At 63.0% G+C, this 17,821-nt stretch carries 14 protein-coding genes, 1 pseudogene and 1 riboswitch; of the genes and pseudogenes, 7 read left to right on the forward strand and 8 right to left on the reverse strand.

Going from position 1 to position 17,821, the window contains the following annotated elements; translation table 11 throughout:
• A pseudogene (locus HMPREF1155_RS08500) lies at window positions 1–493 on the forward strand (sodium-dependent transporter); the annotation flags it as partial.
• A 267-nt stretch (window positions 494–760) separates the two neighbouring features.
• Window positions 761–1,225 (forward strand): DUF1648 domain-containing protein, encoded by a 465-nt coding sequence (locus HMPREF1155_RS08505; protein ID WP_009079402.1) that lies wholly within the window; start codon window positions 761–763, stop codon window positions 1,223–1,225.
• Between the two features lie 3 nt (window positions 1,226–1,228).
• On the opposite strand, the gene HMPREF1155_RS08510 is transcribed toward HMPREF1155_RS08505, so the two are convergent.
• Window positions 1,229–2,644, reverse strand: coding sequence for a sodium:alanine symporter family protein (locus tag HMPREF1155_RS08510; RefSeq protein WP_009079437.1), 1,416 nt, complete (start codon window positions 2,642–2,644; stop codon window positions 1,229–1,231).
• 90 nt (window positions 2,645–2,734) lie between these two features.
• Window positions 2,735–2,831, reverse strand: a riboswitch (glycine riboswitch).
• 403 nt (window positions 2,832–3,234) lie between these two features.
• On the opposite strand from HMPREF1155_RS08510, the gene HMPREF1155_RS08515 reads away from it, so the two are divergent.
• On the forward strand, window positions 3,235–4,671 hold the full coding sequence (locus HMPREF1155_RS08515) for a polysaccharide deacetylase family protein (RefSeq protein ID WP_009079416.1): 1,437 nt from the start codon (window positions 3,235–3,237) through the stop codon (window positions 4,669–4,671).
• A 22-nt stretch (window positions 4,672–4,693) separates the two neighbouring features.
• Here HMPREF1155_RS08515 and HMPREF1155_RS08520 read toward each other — a convergent pair whose 3' ends face one another.
• The 5 genes from HMPREF1155_RS08520 to HMPREF1155_RS08540 all read right to left on the reverse strand — a co-directional run bounded on the left by HMPREF1155_RS08520 (window position 4,694) and on the right by HMPREF1155_RS08540 (window position 9,927).
• The gene (locus HMPREF1155_RS08520) at window positions 4,694–5,932 is read right to left on the reverse strand and encodes an ABC transporter (protein WP_039993695.1); all 1,239 of its coding nucleotides are present in this window, start codon (window positions 5,930–5,932) and stop codon (window positions 4,694–4,696) included.
• A gap of 4 nt (window positions 5,933–5,936) precedes the next feature.
• A complete protein-coding gene (locus HMPREF1155_RS08525) occupies window positions 5,937–6,812 on the reverse strand; it encodes an ABC transporter ATP-binding protein (RefSeq protein WP_009079446.1) in 876 nt (291 codons plus the stop codon).
• Window positions 6,813–6,827: 15 nt separating this feature from the next.
• Window positions 6,828–7,628, reverse strand: coding sequence for a hypothetical protein (locus HMPREF1155_RS08530; RefSeq protein ID WP_009079411.1), 801 nt, complete (start codon window positions 7,626–7,628; stop codon window positions 6,828–6,830).
• Window positions 7,615–8,118 carry an RNA polymerase sigma factor gene (locus HMPREF1155_RS08535; protein WP_009079409.1) on the reverse strand — a complete coding sequence of 168 codons (504 nt, stop codon included), beginning with the start codon at window positions 8,116–8,118 and terminating at the stop codon, window positions 7,615–7,617. The genes HMPREF1155_RS08530 and HMPREF1155_RS08535 overlap by 14 nt, the downstream gene beginning before the upstream one ends.
• 174 nt (window positions 8,119–8,292) lie before the next feature.
• Window positions 8,293–9,927 carry an FAD-dependent oxidoreductase gene (locus tag HMPREF1155_RS08540; protein ID WP_039993696.1) on the reverse strand — a complete coding sequence of 545 codons (1,635 nt, stop codon included), beginning with the start codon at window positions 9,925–9,927 and terminating at the stop codon, window positions 8,293–8,295.
• Window positions 9,928–10,196: 269 nt separating this feature from the next.
• Between HMPREF1155_RS08540 and HMPREF1155_RS08545 the strand changes: the two genes are divergently transcribed.
• Window positions 10,197–11,678, forward strand: coding sequence for a helix-turn-helix transcriptional regulator (locus HMPREF1155_RS08545; protein ID WP_009079391.1), 1,482 nt, complete (start codon window positions 10,197–10,199; stop codon window positions 11,676–11,678).
• Window positions 11,679–11,779: 101 nt separating this feature from the next.
• Here HMPREF1155_RS08545 and ettA read toward each other — a convergent pair whose 3' ends face one another.
• Both ettA and HMPREF1155_RS08555 read right to left on the reverse strand, forming a co-directional pair.
• On the reverse strand, window positions 11,780–13,462 hold the full coding sequence (gene ettA, locus HMPREF1155_RS08550; RefSeq protein ID WP_009079389.1) for an energy-dependent translational throttle protein EttA: 1,683 nt from the start codon (window positions 13,460–13,462) through the stop codon (window positions 11,780–11,782).
• A gap of 46 nt (window positions 13,463–13,508) precedes the next feature.
• A complete protein-coding gene (locus HMPREF1155_RS08555; protein ID WP_009079397.1) occupies window positions 13,509–14,666 on the reverse strand; it encodes a DegV family protein in 1,158 nt (385 codons plus the stop codon).
• 203 nt (window positions 14,667–14,869) lie between these two features.
• Between HMPREF1155_RS08555 and HMPREF1155_RS08560 the strand changes: the two genes are divergently transcribed.
• Genes HMPREF1155_RS08560 through HMPREF1155_RS08570 form a run of 3 tightly spaced genes read left to right on the forward strand, consistent with a single transcriptional unit; the run spans window position 14,870 to window position 17,792 of the window.
• Window positions 14,870–15,679 (forward strand): ABC transporter permease, encoded by an 810-nt coding sequence (locus HMPREF1155_RS08560; RefSeq protein ID WP_009079407.1) that lies wholly within the window; start codon window positions 14,870–14,872, stop codon window positions 15,677–15,679.
• Window positions 15,669–16,469, forward strand: a complete 801-nt coding sequence (locus tag HMPREF1155_RS08565) for an ABC transporter ATP-binding protein (RefSeq protein WP_006361917.1) — start codon at window positions 15,669–15,671, stop codon at window positions 16,467–16,469. Before HMPREF1155_RS08560 ends, HMPREF1155_RS08565 begins: the two co-directional genes overlap by 11 nt.
• On the forward strand, window positions 16,470–17,792 hold the full coding sequence (locus tag HMPREF1155_RS08570; protein WP_009079435.1) for a glycosyltransferase family 4 protein: 1,323 nt from the start codon (window positions 16,470–16,472) through the stop codon (window positions 17,790–17,792).
• Window positions 17,793–17,821 lie beyond the last annotated feature (29 nt).

Below are 17,821 nucleotides of genomic sequence, written 5' to 3' on the forward strand. Positions count from 1 at the left end.
GGGCGTCTTCAACCAGATGTGGGGCGGTCAGCTCTGGGGAACGCTGTTCTTCCTGTTCATGAGCTTCGCGGCCCTTTCGAGCGTCATCGCCGTGTTCGAGAACATCATGGGGTTCTCCATAGACCAGTGGGGCTTTTCGCGCCGTCGTGCCGTCATCGTCAACGGCATCGCGCTCTTCGTGCTGTCGGTGCCGTGCATCCTCGGATTCAACCTGTGGTCGGGCTTCGAAGTTCCCGGCATCGGCAACGTCCAGTCTCTCGAGGACTTCCTGCTGTCCAACAACATCCTGCTCGTCGGCGCGCTCGTCTTCCTGCTGTTCTGCGTATCGAAGCGCGGCTGGGGCTGGGAGAGTTTCATCGCCGAGGCCGATACGGGCGAAGGCGCGCGGTTCCCGAGGGCTGCGTATGCCTATATGAAGTTCGTGGTGCCTGCCCTGATCGTCGTCGTGTTCGTGGCGGGCTGGATTCCCGTGCTCGCAACCTGGATGGGGTAGGGAAGCGCTATCATGCACGCGTGGGCACCATTCTGGCGCGTGCGCATCTCGTCGGAGACGAGCGAGGGGCGGGCTTCTACTCGAGGCGGCTTATCGTTTCGCGGCATATCGAGTGCGGCAGATGGGCGAGCAGTCATTCTGCGTACACGATGGAATAGCGGAAACGCGATGAAGCCGGCCATCTAGCTGCCGCGCCGATGCGCCGTTGCTGCATCCGCGTATCGCAGGCTCCGCTTTCGGGGGATCTCATTATATGAAGGTGAACGCATGAAGGCGCAGAAAGATTCGTTCGCATGCATCGGGCATGCCGTTTCGGCCGTGCTGGTCGTGGCGACCTTCGTTCATGTGGCCGTGTCGTGGAGCACCATGCCCGATTCCATTCCCGCTCACTACGGCTTGGACGGAATGCCCGACGCATGGGGCGGAAAAGGTTCCGCCCTCGTCGCCCCGTGCGCGATGCTTCTGATATTCGGGATCTTCTTCATCGCCAGTCGCCATCCCGGCTCGTGGAACACGGGCGTGACCGTGACCGAAGAGAATCGCGACGCCGTCTACCGCGTGCTTGGCAGGCTGGTCGCGTCCATCGAGGCCGTTGCCGCGTTGTGGCTTGCCGCCGTTTCGTTCATCCAGGTGGAAGAGGTTCGGCAGCCGTGGTTCCTGCTGCCTGCGATGCTTATCCTGCTGATCGGCGCGCTGGCGTTCTGGATTCGAAGGCTCTATCGCTTGAAGTAGGCGCTATTCCTCGTCTTCCGCATGGATCTCCGCAAGGCTCTTCGACTTCCGGCCGTTGACGCATGCGGCTACGGTGCCGGACAGCGCGATGAGCGCGATGGCGTTCGGCAGCACCATGAGCTGGTTGAACATATCGGCAAGCTCCCAGACCAGATCGTTCGAGAGCAGCGATCCCAGGAAGATGAAGGCGAGCGCGATGACGAAGAACGGCATGACGCCCTTCTTGCCGAACAGGTATTCGACGTTCAGGCGGGCGAACAGGTTCCAGCTCAGGATCGTCGAGAACGCGAAGAACAGCAGGCAGATGGCGACGAACGCGTTTCCGAAGCCGGTGCCGAAGAATTCGCTGAATGCGTACTGGGCCATATTGGTCTTATTGATGCCGGCGGCAAGGCCCGTGGCATCCACGGTCAGGGCGCCGTCGCCCACGTAGAGCGCGGAGATGACGACGAGCGCGGTCATCGTGACGACGACGAAGGTGTCGACGAAGACGCCGACCATGGCCGTGACGCCTTGATCGTGGGGATCTTTGACGTTCGCCATGGCGTGCGCGTGCGGGGTGGAGCCCATGCCGGCCTCGTTCGAGAACAGGCCGCGCTTGGCGCCCTGCGAAAGGGCCGCGATGATTCCGAAGGTGACACCGCCGATGGAGGCGTCGGGATTGAAGGCGCATTCGAAGATGAGGCCGATGGCGGGAAGGATCTCGTGCGCGTTCATGATGAGCGCGACCAGGCCGCCGACCAGGTAGATGACCGCCATGACGGGCACGAGCTTTTCCGTGACCGACGCGATGCGCTGGATGCCGCCGATAAGGATGAACCCGGCGACCAGCACGATAAGCGCACCGATAGCCCAGGTGGGAATGCCGAAGGCGGTGTTGACCGTCGATGCGATCGAATTGGACTGGACCATGCTGCCCATGAACCCGAGCGCGAGGATGATGGCCACGGAGAAGAATCCGGCCAGGAATTTTCCGCCTGCGCCCTTGAAGGCCGAGCGGATGTAGTAGACCGGGCCGCCGTGCACGGATCCGTCTGCGTCCACGGTGCGGGTCTTCTGCGCGAGCACGGCCTCGGCGTAGTTCGTCGACATGCCGAGGAAGGCGATGAGCCACATCCAGAAGATGGCGCCCGGGCCGCCGACGAGGATGGCCCCGCAGGCGCCGACGATGTTGCCGGTGCCGACCTGGGCGGCGATGGCGGTGGCGAGCGCCTGGAACGAGCTCATGCCGCTTGCGTGCCTTCCTCCGTTCAAAGAGAATCCGCCGAACACGCGGCGCATGCCCTCGCCGAAGAAGCGCACCTGCACGAACCGGGTGCGGATGGTGAACACCAGCCCCGTTCCGATGAGCAGGAAGATGAGCACGTAATTCGAAAGGTATTCGTTGATGGTTTGAACGACATGAAGCAATGCGTCCATAGGGGAGCGGCCTCCTTCTGCTCGTGAACTGACGATCTAGAGAAGGCCGTACTGAAAAGCTTGACCGAAGCCGCGGCAGATGAGCTCCTTCGCGGCGTCTCTGTCCGTTTGCCTGAGAGATTCGGCCGGTCGAAAACCTGCCTTGCACCTTCGGCACCCATTTAAGAGATTCTCCAGAGTTTTCTCCACCTTCGGTTTCCCCCTGCAGGGATCCTCAAGGCTTCAACGAAAAATGCCTGGGGCGCATTATGCGCGAGCATCTTCGGTTGCGCAATGGAAAACTTCGACGGTTTCGTGGAACGGGGGTCGGCGGCAGAGCCGTTCGTCGTTCCAGAGCGCTGGACGGCTCTGCCGCAGAGCATGAAGGGTTGCTGCAGCGATATGCCGGCATCCCAGCGTGCTGGACGGCTTGGGTCGAGGTCTGCGCCCCATGAGGAAGCGCGTCGGAGCCGCATCGGACGATGCGCTATTCGATAACGGTTCGGTAACGAATCGCCGATCACGGTCAACGGGAGATATTGGCAGGGTCGAAAGCCGCGGTTCGCGCCTATACTCATAAGGATTAAGCGTGTTTGAGGAGAGAGAAGACCATGTCGCAGAGAGATTTCGATCGCCCGTCGCATGAGCGTCCGCATGCTCGCGCAGCAGCAGGAAGAAGCGCCTCCACGTATCGGCGTCCGTCAGCCGACCGTCGGACGTCGCGCAATTCGGCTCCGACGCGACCGGCGTCTTCCCGTGCGGTCGGCGCGCATGGGGTCCAGAGGACCTCTAGATCCTCGGGAACCTATGGGACGTACGGGGCGTCCGGTTCGCGGATCTATTCGCGCCGCGGCTTCCTTGCGGCGGCAGGCGTCGTCGCCGTCGGAACCATAGGCGTGGGAAGCGCGTATGCCTACGCGCATCGGGATATCGCCGTGATGCTGAACGGCCAGGAGCTTACATTCCCCGTCGGCACGACGCTGCGCGCGGCGATGGAATCCGCAGGCATCGCGCCCAAGCCGGGCAACCTGCTTTCCCTAGGCGGCGCCATCGCCGCCGAAGGCGGCGGGACGACCATGACGGTCTCTCTGAACGGGGACGAAGCCGATCCCAACGACGTGCTCGACCGCGAGCTCAAGCGCGGCGATGCGGCGACCGTTTCCGACGGCGCCGACGTGACCGAGGACTTCACGACCGATAAAAAGCAGATCGACCCCAAGCTCGTCTTCAAAGACGACGGATCGGGGCAGTCGGTGCAGTACGTATCGCAGTGGGGCGTGGCGGGAACGCAGGAGATCCGCACCGGCAAGGTGTCGGGCGAGGTCGTCGAAGGCGACATGCTGTCCGAAGCCCAGGACTGCATCGTGACCTCCATCAACGTGAAACCCGGCGGCGACGCGAAGATCGTCGGCCTTTCCTTCGACGACGGCCCCAGCGAATACACGCAGCGCTACCTGGATATCCTCAAGGAATTCGGCGCCACGGCGACGTTTTTCAATATCGGGCGCAACATCGATTCCCTCGGCGGCGATCTGCCGGCGAAGGTCATCGCCGCCGGCTGCTCGATCGGAAGCCATACCTATTCGCATCCGCCGCTGACCACGCAATCGTCCGACCAGGTTAAAGATGAGCTTTCGCACACGCGCGACCTGATCGAAGGCGCCACGAACGTGCGCACATCCATGCTTCGGCCGCCTTATGGCGATTTCAGCAAGCAGGTCTGGCTGGAATCGGCAGGATTGCTGACCTCGAGCATCCTTTGGACGCAGGACACGCTCGACTGGAAGCAGCCGGGAGCCGACACGATCGCGCATAACGCCCTGTCCGGCATCAGGCCGGGCTCCATCATCCTGATGCATGACGGCGGCGGCAAACGCGACCAGGACCTCGATGCCCTGCCGAAGATCCTGAAGAGCCTGACCGACGACGGGTACAAGGTCGTGAGCATCCAGGAACTGCTCGCCTCCGACACCTCCATACCGCACGCGGTGGCGGAAGGCACGGCCACTTTGCCCGACGGAGCCGTCTGGCCAACCGAAATCGCGTAAAGATCCGCACGGCGGCGGTTGTCTACATCACCTGATGTCGCCTGAACGTGCGTATGGATAGCGGCATGCAGGCCGCGAGCAGCGCGCCGTAGAGCAGCGCCAGCATGGAAGGCAGATCGAATACGATCGGGCCTACGGCATAGCTCACCATGGCGGAGAACATGTCGTTGAAGCCGGTCATAGGCGTAAGGTCTGCGATCTTGGCCAAGGGGGTGATGAGCTTGCCTAGGACACCGAGGAGGGTGACGGCAAGAGGAACTACGGCCACGGGCATGACGGAGCGCAGCTTCGAGGAAAGCAACAGCGTGAACGCGGTCGCGCCTAGGCAGACGACGTATCCGACCAGCAGGCAGAGACCGCAGACCGCTCCGACGGAATACGGGTAGGGACTCGCGAAGTCGAATATCTGGCAGGGCAGCCCTGCGCCGTCCGGACCGAGCATCGCGAGATAGATGCCGCATATGCTGCCGACGCACAGCAGATAGTACGTCGATACGAACACCAGAGCCGCAGTCGTCTTCGCTAGCGGCAGCATGCATGTTCCGTTTCTCGTCGGCAAGACGACGGCCGCTGTGCGGTTCTGATACTCTCCCGCATACACGCCCGATACCGCGATGGCGGCAGCGAGGATGACGAGCGCATAGAAGCTCATCCAGTTGAAAATGCCGTCCCATGCGCCGGCATAGCCGTATTCAATGGGCCAGGAGACTTTTTCGGCCTTTTCCGTCCAGTAGTCGTGTTCGGCCTGGGTATAGGGGAAGAACCCGAGGTAGCTGCCCGAAAGCTCGTGCTCGATCGCGGTTTTCGACCCTTCTTCGAGGCTGCGTGCCCGCGTGCCTTGGGCATCGAGGGCGAGAACGGTGTCGAGCCGCTGGTAATAGGAGCTTACAACCACTTTATGCACGTCGTGCCAGAATTCGATGCCGTATCGCTCGATGATCTCTTCGCTGCTCATGCTGTTCAGTTCCGAGGCCATTTCATCCCAGCGGGCGAGCGCCTGGTCGTAGGCGGCGAGGTCGGCGGATACCCGCGCGTCGTCGAGCACTCCGGCCTTCGCCTGCTCGTTCTCGCGAACGGCTTGGTGCGCCGCTATTCCTTCCATCCATGCGCCGGTGTCGCCGTCGCGTGCTCCTGCGGTCATGATATTGGTCACGGCGATCGCGACGAGCAGGATCCACACGATGACGCATGCCGCCATGCCTGCACGATTGTCGAGAATCTTCTTGATCTCGTAGGTGACGAGGGTTCTCATCGCAGTCATCTTCCTATCTCGTCGTTGCGTCGCGGAATACGTCCAAATACAGATCCTCGAGCGTCGGTTCCACGAGCCGGGCGTCCGGTACAGGCGCGGCATCGGCCACCACGCGCACCACGGCATGGCCGTCGGCGGCGTAGCGCACATTGGCGACGGCCATGCGTTCGGTCATGGGTTCGACGCGGCTCGCGCCGATGTGGCATTCCCATACTTTGCCCCGCGCCCGCGCGACGATCTGCTCGGGTGTTCCGTCGAGCACGAAGGCGCCTTTTCGCATCACCAGGATGCGACTGGCGATGAATTCCACATCGCTCACGATATGGGTGGAGAGGATCACGATCTTGTTCTGCGCAAAGCCGGCGATGAGGTTTCGAAAGCGTACGCGCTCTTTGGGATCGAGGCCCGCCGTCGGTTCATCGAGCACGAGTATCGCAGGGTCGTTTATCATCGCCTGCGCTATTCCCAGGCGCTGCTTCATGCCGCCGGAGAAGGTCTTCACCTTGCGCCGCGCGTCGTCGCCAAGGCCGACCTCTTCCAAAAGGAGCATGCCGCGCTTTCGCCCGTCGCGGCCGTCGAAACCTTTAAGGGCCGCCATGTAGCGCATGAAGTCGAGGGCGGTGAAGTTCGGGTAGTATCCGAAGTCTTGCGGCAGATAGCCGAGAAGGGTCCGGTATCCGTCATCCAGTTCCACGATATCGCGGCCATCGAGTAGGATCTGCCCGCCCGTCGGCCGGAGCACATCGCAGATCATGCGCATGAGCGTCGTCTTGCCCGCGCCGTTGGCTCCGAGCAGTCCGATGACGCCAGGAGAGAGCGTGGCCGACACGCGGTCCACGGCGATGCGCGCCCCGAACTGCTTGGTCAGCCTGTCCAACGTGAGCTCCATGAGGATGCTCCTTCCCTAATTGCAGGTCGATGCGATATGCGGCGCGAAGGAGTCGAGCCCGCCCGCCGCCGATCGCAGGGCAAGAAGTGCCTCGCGCACGAGCCACGCGAGCGCGGCGGCAGCAGCAAGTCCCCAGATGGCGAGCGCAGCCGGGCCGTATATGCCGGGGAATGCGATCGATATCGCGAGCAATGCCGAACAGATAACGGCGATCCAGGCGATCGAAGACACGACCGCATGCGGCGTCCTCGCACGACGGAGGATGGCAAGGGTTCCCGCGCACGAGCAGAAGTAGGGCGGACAGGCCCAGAGGGTGACGGAAAGCGCTCCGATTCCCGTCGCGACGGATGTGCCGGCCACCATGAGCGCGACGGCGAGCGCGCATGAGCATCCGAGAACGATAAGCCGCGCGGCCAGTACGCGGGCGGCGTTGTAACGGCATGCGCATTCGAGTTCGATCACGCCATGCTGGCTGCTTGAAAAGAGCGGCGGTACGCACACGAGCACCGAGGCGGCCGACATCAGCCCTACCGCCCAGCGCACAGGCGTCGCGTTTCCGCAGGAAAGCGCCGACCAGACCATGAGCGTGACGATGACGAGCTGCGCGCCCCATGACCACGGAGGCACGAAGCGAACCTGGGCGGCGACGAAGCCCGCATCGCCCAGGCGGCGCGCAGGGGCTTCGGAAACGCGAGCGCCTTCCTTCGCCATCAGGCATGCGAGCTCATAGAGCCTCTCGGCCGCAGGAGTCTCTCGTTGCGCGGCGTAATGGCGCATGAGCTCGGCTTCGAGCCCGTTTTCGTCAATTCCGACCATGCGCGTCACCTTCTTCCAATTCTTTTCTCAGCGCCTTCAGCGCGGCGTTGATGCGCCGCCTGGCTGAAAAGCGGCTGATTCCAAGCCCGCGTGCCACGTCGTTCACGCCGAGGCCCGCTCCGAATCGCAGCTCCACCGCTTCACGCAAGCCATCGGGCAGCTTCGCAAGCGCCTCGTCGAGCGCCGCTTCCCGTTCGTCGCTTTCGCGCGCTGCCACGTCGAAGTCGAGGCGTACGGTTTCGAGCCTCTTGCGTCGGCTTGCGTCCACGCATGTGCTTCTTGCGATGCGCATGAGGTATGCGATGGGCTTGCCGCGTTCGCGATAGCCATGCGAGCGCGCGAATCGAAGGAACGTCTCCTGCGCGAGATCGGCCGCCTCGCATCCCGCCGGCGCGTGGCGCCTGCAGTATGCCAGCACCTCGCCGTAGCATTCCTCCACGATCGTGCGCGCCTGTTCCGGATCCAGACATCCGGGATCGCTTCTCGGCATCCCATCACCTCCTCTACCTACTACAACGCAAGGACCGCTCGAAATGTGCGGCCCTTGCGCGAAAAAGTCTTTATCGATTCTCTCATGCTCGGCATGGGCGCGCCCCCGCGGTTCGGATGAGCCGGCGGGGGCGCGCATGGAAGAAGGAGGGGAGGGAAGGCTTTCGAGGCGTACCTACTTCGCGGCCAGGGCCTTTCCGACCACGTAACCCTGGGTGTAGTTGTGGCCCAGGTTGAGTCCGAAGACCGTGAGCGGATAGTCGACGCCGCCGTAGAAGCCGCCCGCCACGTTGCCGATGGCATAGAGGCCTTCGATCGGGGCGCCTTCGGGCGTGAGGCACTGCAGGTTCTCGTCGACGACGACGCCGCCGGAGGCGATGGCGCTCATGCGCACGTGACGGTGGATGCCGTAGTAGGGCGGGGTGTCGATCTTCTGCAGGTATTCCTTGGGCAGGCCGAAGTCCTCGTCGGCGCCTGCGTCGCAGAGCTCGTTGAAGCGCTTGACGGTCGCCACGAACGCGTCGGCATCGGTGACTTCGAGCTTCTTCGCCAGCTCTTCGAGCGTGTCGGCCTTGTAAGTGTTGAGGTAGCCTTCGATGACGCCTGTGCGCTCGACGTTTTCCTCGGGCATCCAGGTCCGGATGGCCTCGGGATCGATGAGCTTGCCGGGGAACGACGCGGCCTTGTCCATATAGGCGCTGTCGAACACCTGGGTGTAGCTGCCCTGGTCTTTCTCGCCGAGCAGGTAGCAGTTCATGAGCGACATCTCGACGGTTTCGTTGCAGAAGCGCGTGCCGTCGAGCTTGGTGCGCAGGAAGGGCATGTCGCACATCGAAGCGGGGCCGGCGTCGAAGTCGTGGAGCATCTTGGTGTGGTTGAGGTTTTCCATGCAGCCGCCTGCCCAGACGACCATCTTCTGGCCGTCGCCGGTGCGTCCTGACTGCTTGGGAGCCATGTACCGCATGTCGGGCAGGTAGTAGTAGAGCATCTCGGTGTCGTTCTGGTAGTCGCCGGTCGCCATGACGACGCCCTTGGACGCATTGAACTGGATATGGGAATCCCCGCTCTTGGCGATGACGCCCGTCACCTTGCCGGCGTCGTCTTGGACGAGCTGCTCGGCGGGTGTGCTGTAGAAGATCTCGACGCCGGCCTTCTCGGCCACCGTGCAGAGCGCTGCCATGCCTTCGGCCGTCGTGTAGGGCTTGGGACCGAAGTACGAAGTCACGAAGCTCAGGTTGTAGCCGGTTTTGGCGAGCAGCGGCTTATGCTGCTCGTTGCCCTGGTCGATGACCTGCGCGCCGCCTTCCGCCGCACGATCGACGACCCATTTGACCGCTTCGCCCGACATGCGGGCCCACATCTCGAGAAGCTTGCGGTTGGGGCGATGCTGCGAGTCCTTCATGAGGACGTTCACGAGCGCGGCCACGTCGGCCGGATCGCTGTTCTCGTAATCGATGCCCGATCCTGAATTGCCGTAGGCCGATGCCGTCGCTTCTTTCTGGATGAGCGCGACTTTGGCGCCTGCTTCGGCCGCGGCGAGCGCGCAGGGGACGCCCGGGGCGCCGGCGCCGATGACGACGATGTCGTAATCCTTGGTCTCGGCGACATCCTTGATGGGCGCCGGCTTATCGAAGAACGAAGGCAGCCCCGACCGATTGTGCCCGGCGGCGGTCGTGGCATCCGCCGTCGCCTGCCCGGCAGGCACCGACTCCGTCGTGCCGCATCCTGCCAGCGCGCCTGCTCCCGCCGCTCCGATGGCCGCGATGCCGCCGAGCTTGAAGAGGCTGCGTCTGCTGATTCCCTGTTCCATGACCCATTCCCTTTCTCGTATCCGCGATCGGCGCGGAATCCGGAAGCATCGTGCGCCGCCGCCGTCCCTCCAGACGGCTTCATGCCATGTGCGACGCCGCGCTTCGATGCCTGCCATGCTACGCCGCGGGGGATGCGCGGTCTTTCCCCCTGTGGGGTCCGTCCAGGGGGTATTTGCATCACCCGTTCCCTATCACCCTCGCTTGACATGGGACGACGATGGGGTTTCAATGGATGCTTCGAACCTTGGCCACGAGAGGGTGATGCGGGATGGGAAGGGATGCGACCGAAATCGCCGATCCCGATCTGCTCGAATCGTATGCGATCGCGTCGGGAACGAGGCTTCCCGGCGCGTGGATCGTCGACAAGCTGCCCTATGTCCCGCTCGCATTCATCGGACTCGGCATGTATCGGGCATGGATCGAGCTCGTGTTCGTGGGCTCGTTCGTGGATTTTCCCTTCTATGCCTTCGCAGGGCATAACGTCTACGATGCGGCCATGATCGCCGTGCTGTTCCTCGGCGCCGCCTTCCATAGGCGCCTCGAGCCCCTGTCCGAACGAGGCTGGGCGTACGGGGCCGCGGCAGGGCTGATGCTTGCGGGCACGGCGCTCGGATGGACGACTGTCTTCAATCCCTCCCTCGCATCGGCCCTGGCCCTTCCGGCGACGATCGTCGGCGGCATGGGCACGGCGGTCATCATCCTGCTTTGGTCGGAGCTCTATGCGTGCCTGAGCCCGTTTCGCGTCGGTTTGTATTACTGCGCCTCCATCGTCGCGGCGGCGCTCGTGATCTACTTCTGCCGAGGGCTGCAGGCGCCGTGGCTGTTCGGAACCTGCATGCTGCTTCCGCTCGCGTCGCTGTTCATGTTTTCCATCGCGAACATGTCGCTTGCGCCCGAGGAGCGCAGCCATGCCTCCGACAGACGCTTCTCGTTTCCGTGGAAGCCGACGCTGCTCATGGCCGTCTATGCATTCGCGTTCGGGCTGCGCGAATCGAGCCAGTATTCGAGCGGATTCGGCCCTCATTCCGCGTTCGGGACGTTGGCCATGGGGGTCCTGCTGTTCCTGCTCATCTATCGCCAGGGGCGCAGCTTCCAGTTCGCCACGCTCTATCGCGTGGCATTGCCGCTGATGGCATGCGCGTTTCTCGTGCTTCCGGCCTTCGGCTGGTTCAACGCGCAGGTCTCCAACTTCTGTGCCATGGCAAGCTATGCGGCGTTCTCGGTGCTCATCATGCTGCTGATGGCTTCGATGTCGTATCGCTACGGCATGTCGGCGCTCTGGCTGTTCGGGATAGAGCGCGGCGTGCGTGCCTTGGCTACGATCATAGGGCGCAAGGCTTCCGTCGGCATCGAGGCCCTGATCGCCAGTCCTGAGACGGCGAGCCTGATCATAGGCTCCATCACCGTCGCCATGGTTATCGTTGCGACCATCCTGTTCGCAAGCGAGAAGGACCTTTTCACGCGCTGGGGAGTCTCGCTGCGCGACGACGGCGACATCGAGGAGGTCGGTGCCCAGGAAGACCTCATGCGCCGATGCGCCACGACGGCGGCCGATCATGCGCTCTCTCCGCGGGAAGCCGAGATCCTTGCGATGCTCGCTTCGGGAAAGACGGGCCCGCAGATCCAAGACGAGCTCTTCATCTCGAAGGATACGGTGAAGACCCATATCAAGCATATCTATCGCAAGCTCGACGTCCATGCGCGCGACGAGCTCGTCGCCCTCGTCGAGGCGACCGAGCCCAAGGCGTAGGCAATGCGGTCGTAACGTCGAAGGGCCGGCCCGTACGATCGGCCCTGGCCCTATCCTGCTTCTTGCGGCATGCCGCCTGACGAACGGATTCCCCTGCAGCCTCAGTCGCGCGTGAGCTTGCGGTGCAAACGGTGGGGCTTGGCGGCCTCGACGCCCAGGCGTTCCGTGCGGTTTGCCTGATAGTCGGCGAAATTGCCTTCGAACCAATACCAGGCTCCAGGGTTCTCGTCGGTTCCTTCCCAGGCCAGGATATGCGTGGCGATGCGATCGAGGAACCAGCGGTCGTGCGAGGTGATGACCGCGCAGCCGGGGAACGCGAGCAGCGCTTCCTCGAGGCCTTCGAGCGTTTCGGTATCCAGGTCGTTGGTGGGTTCGTCGAGCAGCAGCAGATTGCCGCCCTCTTTGAGCGTGAGCGCGAGGTTCAGGCGGTTCCTCTCGCCGCCGGACAGGACGTCCGAAGGCTTCTGCTGGTCGGATCCCTTGAAGCCGAACGCGCTCACGTAGGCACGGCTCGGTATCTCGGACTCGCCGACGATCATGTAGTCGTTGCCGTCCGAAACCACTTCCCAGACGTTCTTGCTCGCATCGAGCCCGGAGCGCATCTGGTCGACGTACGAGATTTTGACGGTCTCGCCGACCTCGAGCGATCCGCCCGTGACGCCTTCCTTGCCGACGATCATCTTGAACAAGGTCGACTTGCCGACGCCGTTCGGGCCGATCACGCCGACGATGCCGTTGCGCGGCAGATTGAAGGACAGATCGTCGATGAGCACGCGGTCGCCGAACGCCTTATGCAGGTGCTCCGCGACGATGACCTTGTTGCCGAGGCGCGGGCCTGCGGGGATATGGATGTCGGTGTAGTCGACGTTGCGCTGCGCCGCCGCGGCTTCGCGTGCCATCTGCTCGTAGCGTTCGAGGCGGGCCTTGTTCTTCGCCTGGCGGGCCTTCGGCGAGCTGCGCACCCATTCGAGCTCGGAGCGCATCTTCTTCGCGCGCTTCTCGGCCTGCTGGCCCTGCGCGGCGAGGCGCGCGGCCTTCGTCTCGAGGTAGGTCGAATAGTTGCCCTTGTAGGGGTAGAGCGTCCCACGGTCGACTTCGCAGATCCATTCCGCGACGTTGTCCAGGAAGTAGCGGTCGTGCGTGACGGCGAGGACGGCGCCCTGATAGTTCTTCAGGAACTGCTCGAGCCACAGCACCGATTCGGCGTCCAGATGGTTGGTGGGTTCGTCGAGCAGCAGCAGGTCGGGCGCTTCGAGCAGCAGCTTGCAGAGCGCGACGCGGCGGCGTTCCCCGCCCGAAAGGATGTCGATGGGCGCTTCGGGGTCGGGGCACTGAAGCGCATCCATGGCCTGCGTGATCTGGCTGTCCAGATCCCAGCCGTTCACCGCGTCGATTTCATCCTGGAGCCGGCCCATCTCGGCCATGAGCGCGTCGAAGTCGGCATCGGGCTCGCCCATGAGCATGCCGATCTCATTGAAGCGCGAGACCTTGGCGAGCGTCTCGCCGAAGGCGGCCTCGACGTTCTCGTAGACGTTCTTCGTCTCGTCGAGAGGCGGTTCCTGCTCGAGGATGCCCACGCTGTAGCCCGGGGTGAGGCGCGCGTCTCCGTTGGAGACCTCTTCCATGCCCGCCATGATCTTGAGCAGCGTGGACTTGCCCATGCCGTTCGGACCTACGACGCCGATCTTGGCGCCGGGGTAGAACGCCATCGTGACGTCGTCCAGGATGACCTTGTCGCCGTGCGCCTTGCGCGCCTGGTACATCTGGTAGATGAATTCCGCCATGAGGTGTTCGCCTTTCTATCAGGTGTGCGTTGCGGGATGGATGGTTCTATAGGCCGGGCTGCTCGTCGAGGTTCTGTACGACGATGCCGAGCAGGCCCGGGCCGGTATGCACGACGAGCGCGGGAGAGAGGCTTCCGGCATCGATGACCTCGGTCGCATCGGGGAAGTACTCCTGGGCGCGTGCGAGCAGGGCGTCGAGTTCCTCGCGCGCGATGCCTTCGGCCATGGCCACGCGATAGCGCCGCGGCGCATCGACGCCTTTCTGCGCAAGCTCGACGAGCTTCGCGATGGATTTCTTGCGTCCGCGCGCCTTCCCGATGACCGCATACGTGCCGTCGTTCGGGGTGCAGGTGATAAGCGGACGCAGGTTGAGCGCGCTTCCGAGCGAATAGACGGCTTTCCCGATACGTCCTCCTTTGTACAGGTATTCGAGGGTGTCGGGCAGGATGAATATGCGCGTCTGGGAGGCGACGCGGCGCGCCTGTCGCGCGATATCGGCGAACGCGACGTCCTGCTCGAAGAGCTCCATCGCGCGCATCGCCGTCATGCCCGAACCGACGCCTATGTTGAGCGTATCGATGATTTCGCACGTCAGATGAGGAAAGTTGAGCGAAACCGTTTCGAAGATCGCATGCGTGGACGAAAGGCCCGACGAAATGGTCACACAGATCACGTGCGTGAAGCCGGCGGCTTCGACCTGCTCGAAAGCCCGATGCACGTAGGCGGGCGTCGGCGTGGACGTCTTGGGGATCTCCTCGTCGAAGCGCGCGAAGACCTCGGCGGGTGAGATGGTCTCGCGGTCGAGGAACGATTCCTCGCGGTAGTTGATGAGCATCGGGACGACGAAGACCGGGTACTTCTCTCTATAGGCCGGCACCACGTCGCAGCACGAATCGACGATGAAGGCGATGTTCTCCCCGTGGGAATTCGTGCGGGCGCGCGTGTCGGGGGCGGCATCGGTTGCGGTGCCGCCGGTCGGCTGGGGGATGGTCGATGCCGTCGACGCTTCGACGGGGATGTCGGGCAGAGGGGTCTCGTAGGCGTAGCGCGCGTCCGTGCCGGGTCCGCCCTCGCGTTCGGATTCGGTGCGCGATGCGGCTTCGAATGCGGCTTCGGCGAGGTCTCCGGCCTGGGTTTTGAGGGCCGCGGCCTGCCGCGCGAGCTGCGATGCGCTTTGATTGAGTTTAGAGATGAAATCTGGCATGACGCTCCGTTCCGGCGGCGTTCGAAGGAATCGCCCGCGCACGAGGCGCCAGGCGCACGGTTCATTCTAATATACGTTCCGCATGCACGGCAGAATTGCAGATGCATTGCAAATGCTCACGCTCCGCGTCGGTAATGCTATCATTCATAAGCTATGAAATGACGGGGGCGCCTTGCGCCTTGGGCACGTTTGAACGGCGGCATATGCTCAATACATTGCGTGAGATACTGCAGGAGAACTGGCAGTGGCGCAACCAAATCATGAACCTCGCGGTGATCGACCTGCACAAGACCGTGCGCGGCGCCGTTCTGGGCTGGATTTGGCTGCTCGTGAAGCCCGTAACGTATATCGCGGTCTTCTGGTTCGCCCTTGAGCTGGGTCTGCGCGCCTCGAGCGGCGTTACGGAATACCCTTACATCCTCTGGCTGTCCTGCGGCCTCATTCCCTGGTTCTTCATGAGCGACCTGCTCAACACCGGCGCCAACATATACCGGCGCTATCCGTTCCTCGTGAACCGCATCCATTTCCCACTCTCGTCCATATCGCTGTTCTATGCGCTTTCGCAGTTCATCATCTTCCTGATGCTCATGGCTCTGCTGCTGATCGCGTGCGTCGTGAAGGGGTATGCGCTGTCCGTCTACGCGTTGCAGCTCGTGCCCGTGTCGCTGCTCATGCTCGTGTTCTGGACGATGTTCTCGGTCATGGTCTCGGGGTTGTCGGCCTTGAGCAAGGACTTCCTCAATCTTCTGAAGGCCGCGACCCAACCGCTCTTCTGGATCTCGGGCGTCATCTACAATCTGAGCAACCTTCCGTATCACACGGTCACCAAGATCCTCGCATTCAACCCCGTCACGTTCTTCTGCGAGGCGTTTCGCGCCTGCCTGTGCGATAAGTACTGGTTGTGGGACAAGCCGTCGCTGCTCGTGCCCTTCCTCATCGCATTCGCTCTGACGCTCGTCGTCATGCTGTGGAACTACAAGAAGCTCAGGAAGGACGTGGCCGATGTCCTCTAACGAAGCAGCCATCGCCGTGCCCGAGGAATTCGTCGTCCCCTCTGCGGTGCGCGACGAGGATTCCGCAGCCGATGTGGCCATTCGGTTCGAGCACGTCACCAAGATGTACAAGCTGTTCTCGAGCGACAAGGCGCGCTTCGCGGCCACGTTCTCTAAGAGGATTCCCTACAAGGAGATCCTCGCCAACAAAGACCTTTCGTTCACGATTCATCGCGGCGAGGCCGTCGCGTTTCTGGGCAGCAACGGCGCCGGCAAGTCGACGGCGCTCAAGATCATCACCGGCGTCGCGTATCCGACGCACGGCCGCGTCACCGTGCATGGCCGCGTAAGCGCCCTGCTCGAGCTTTCCGCCGGCTTCGACTACCAGCTTAGCGGCCGCGAGAACATCGCGCTGCGCGGGCAGCTCTGGGGGCTTTCCAACCAGGATCTGCGCGACCTCGAACCTAAGATCATCGAGTTCGCCGAGCTGGGCGACTATATCGACCAGCCTATGCGCACGTATTCGAGCGGCATGAAGGCGCGTCTCGGCTTCGCGTTCGCGAGCTCCATCGCGCCGGACATCCTCGTCGTCGACGAGGCGCTGTCCGTCGGCGACCGCCGATTCCAGCGCAAGTGCCTCGCGCGCGTGCGCGAAATCATCTCGGATTCGCGCGTCACGGTCCTGTTCGTCACGCATTCATCCAGCTCAGCAAAGGAATTCTGCAAGCGCGGCATCGTGCTTGAGCAGGGCGGCAACATCTTCGAGGGCGACATCAAGGCCGCCGTTGAATTCTACGAGAAACGCAACTAGGTGATTATCAGCGCAAATATCGGGCACCTTCTGGTGTTGGGCGTCATCTCCCTCGCGGTGACGCTGCTGATGGTCCCCGTCGTCAAGCGGCTCGCGTTCCGCCTGAACGCGATCGACTATCCAGGCGCGCGCCGCGTCAACACGATTCCCGTCGCGCGCATGGGCGGCGTCGCCATGTTCGTCGGCGTGATCGGGGCGCTCGTATTCGAAGTCTTTGCCGAGCATCTGCTGAACTGGCATGGTTTCGAGCGCTCGTCCTGGGTGCTTGCGGTCAATTACAAGGGCGTGCTCGTCGGTCTCGCGGTCACGATGCTCGTCGGCGCCGTCGATGACGTGAAGTCCCTCAAACCCTCGACGAAGCTGCTCGGCCAGATCGTCGGCGCTTCCATCATCGCCGCGTCCGGGGTCCTGCTTTCGTCGATCAACAACCCTCTCGGGGCGGGCTATATCGAATTCGGTTGGCTTTCGTATCCGCTGACGGTGTTCTACCTGGTGGCGTTCATGAACGTCATCAATCTCGTGGACGGCCTCGACGGCCTGGCCGCAGGCATCGTCGGCATCGCTGCGCTCACGCTCTTCTTCATCGGCATGGGCAAGCTCCGCCTCGAAGTCGCCATGTTCGCCGTCGTGCTCTTGGGCGCCTGCCTCGGGTTCTTGCGTTACAACTTCAATCCCGCGAGCATCTTCATGGGGGATTCGGGATCGCTGTTCCTCGGCGCCATGCTCGGCGTCATCTCGCTTCTGGGCGTCATCCGCTCGTCCACGCTCGTGGTCATGGTCGCGACCATCGTCATCGCGGCCATTCCCATCGCGGATACGCTCGTCGCCATCATCAGGCGCGTGCATAACCATCAGCCTATCCAGCAGGCCGATGCGAAGCACCTGCACCACAAGCTCCTGCGCGAAGGGTACTCGGTGCGCAAGTCGGTGCTGATCGTCTACGGCTGGACGGCGATGCTCGCGTTCGGCGCGTTCGTCATCTCCAACCTCTCGGGCATCAAGGCGCTGATCGTCTTCGTCGTGCTTGCGGCGGCGTCGTTCGCCATCCTGCTGCGTCTCGGCATCTTCGAACCGGTGCTGCGCCATCACTACAACCGGCGCCGCGGTCCTATAGCCCATCATCATGACGACGAAGAGGCCGGGGCGGATGCGTCCGGCGAATCCGATGCGTCCGGTGGAGCGGGAGAATTCGATGCATCCGACGGGGCAGACGAATCCGGCGCGGTCTATACGGTCGATGGGGCAGGCGGATCCGACGCGCCCGACGGGACCGGCGCAGCCGATGCGGCCGATCGATCGGGGAAAGCCGGCGAGCTCGCCTAGATTCCGGCGGGATCCACGGGCCCGGCGAG

The sequence above is a fragment of the Slackia sp. CM382 genome, from assembly GCF_000293015.1.
Taxonomy (GTDB): Bacteria; Actinomycetota; Coriobacteriia; order Coriobacteriales; family Eggerthellaceae; genus Slackia; species Slackia exigua.

Bases quoted from the DNA above. Each gene is read 5' to 3' on its own strand.
- HMPREF1155_RS08535 (WP_009079409.1), bottom strand. From the start codon at position 8,118: ATGCCGAGAAGCGATCCCGGATGTCTGGATCCGGAACAGGCGCGCACG.
- ettA (WP_009079389.1), bottom strand. From the start codon at position 13,462: ATGGCGGAATTCATCTACCAGATGTACCAGGCGCGCAAGGCGCACGGC.
- HMPREF1155_RS08545 (WP_009079391.1), top strand. From the start codon at position 10,197: ATGGGAAGGGATGCGACCGAAATCGCCGATCCCGATCTGCTCGAATCG.
- HMPREF1155_RS08520 (WP_039993695.1), bottom strand. From the start codon at position 5,932: ATGACTGCGATGAGAACCCTCGTCACCTACGAGATCAAGAAGATTCTC.
- HMPREF1155_RS08505 (WP_009079402.1), top strand. From the start codon at position 761: ATGAAGGCGCAGAAAGATTCGTTCGCATGCATCGGGCATGCCGTTTCG.
- HMPREF1155_RS08565 (WP_006361917.1), top strand. From the start codon at position 15,669: ATGTCCTCTAACGAAGCAGCCATCGCCGTGCCCGAGGAATTCGTCGTC.
- HMPREF1155_RS08540 (WP_039993696.1), bottom strand. From the start codon at position 9,927: ATGGAACAGGGAATCAGCAGACGCAGCCTCTTCAAGCTCGGCGGCATC.
- HMPREF1155_RS08555 (WP_009079397.1), bottom strand. From the start codon at position 14,666: ATGCCAGATTTCATCTCTAAACTCAATCAAAGCGCATCGCAGCTCGCG.
- HMPREF1155_RS08560 (WP_009079407.1), top strand. From the start codon at position 14,870: ATGCTCAATACATTGCGTGAGATACTGCAGGAGAACTGGCAGTGGCGC.
- HMPREF1155_RS08515 (WP_009079416.1), top strand. From the start codon at position 3,235: ATGTCGCAGAGAGATTTCGATCGCCCGTCGCATGAGCGTCCGCATGCT.
- HMPREF1155_RS08530 (WP_009079411.1), bottom strand. From the start codon at position 7,628: ATGGTCGGAATTGACGAAAACGGGCTCGAAGCCGAGCTCATGCGCCAT.
- HMPREF1155_RS08525 (WP_009079446.1), bottom strand. From the start codon at position 6,812: ATGGAGCTCACGTTGGACAGGCTGACCAAGCAGTTCGGGGCGCGCATC.
- HMPREF1155_RS08510 (WP_009079437.1), bottom strand. From the start codon at position 2,644: ATGGACGCATTGCTTCATGTCGTTCAAACCATCAACGAATACCTTTCG.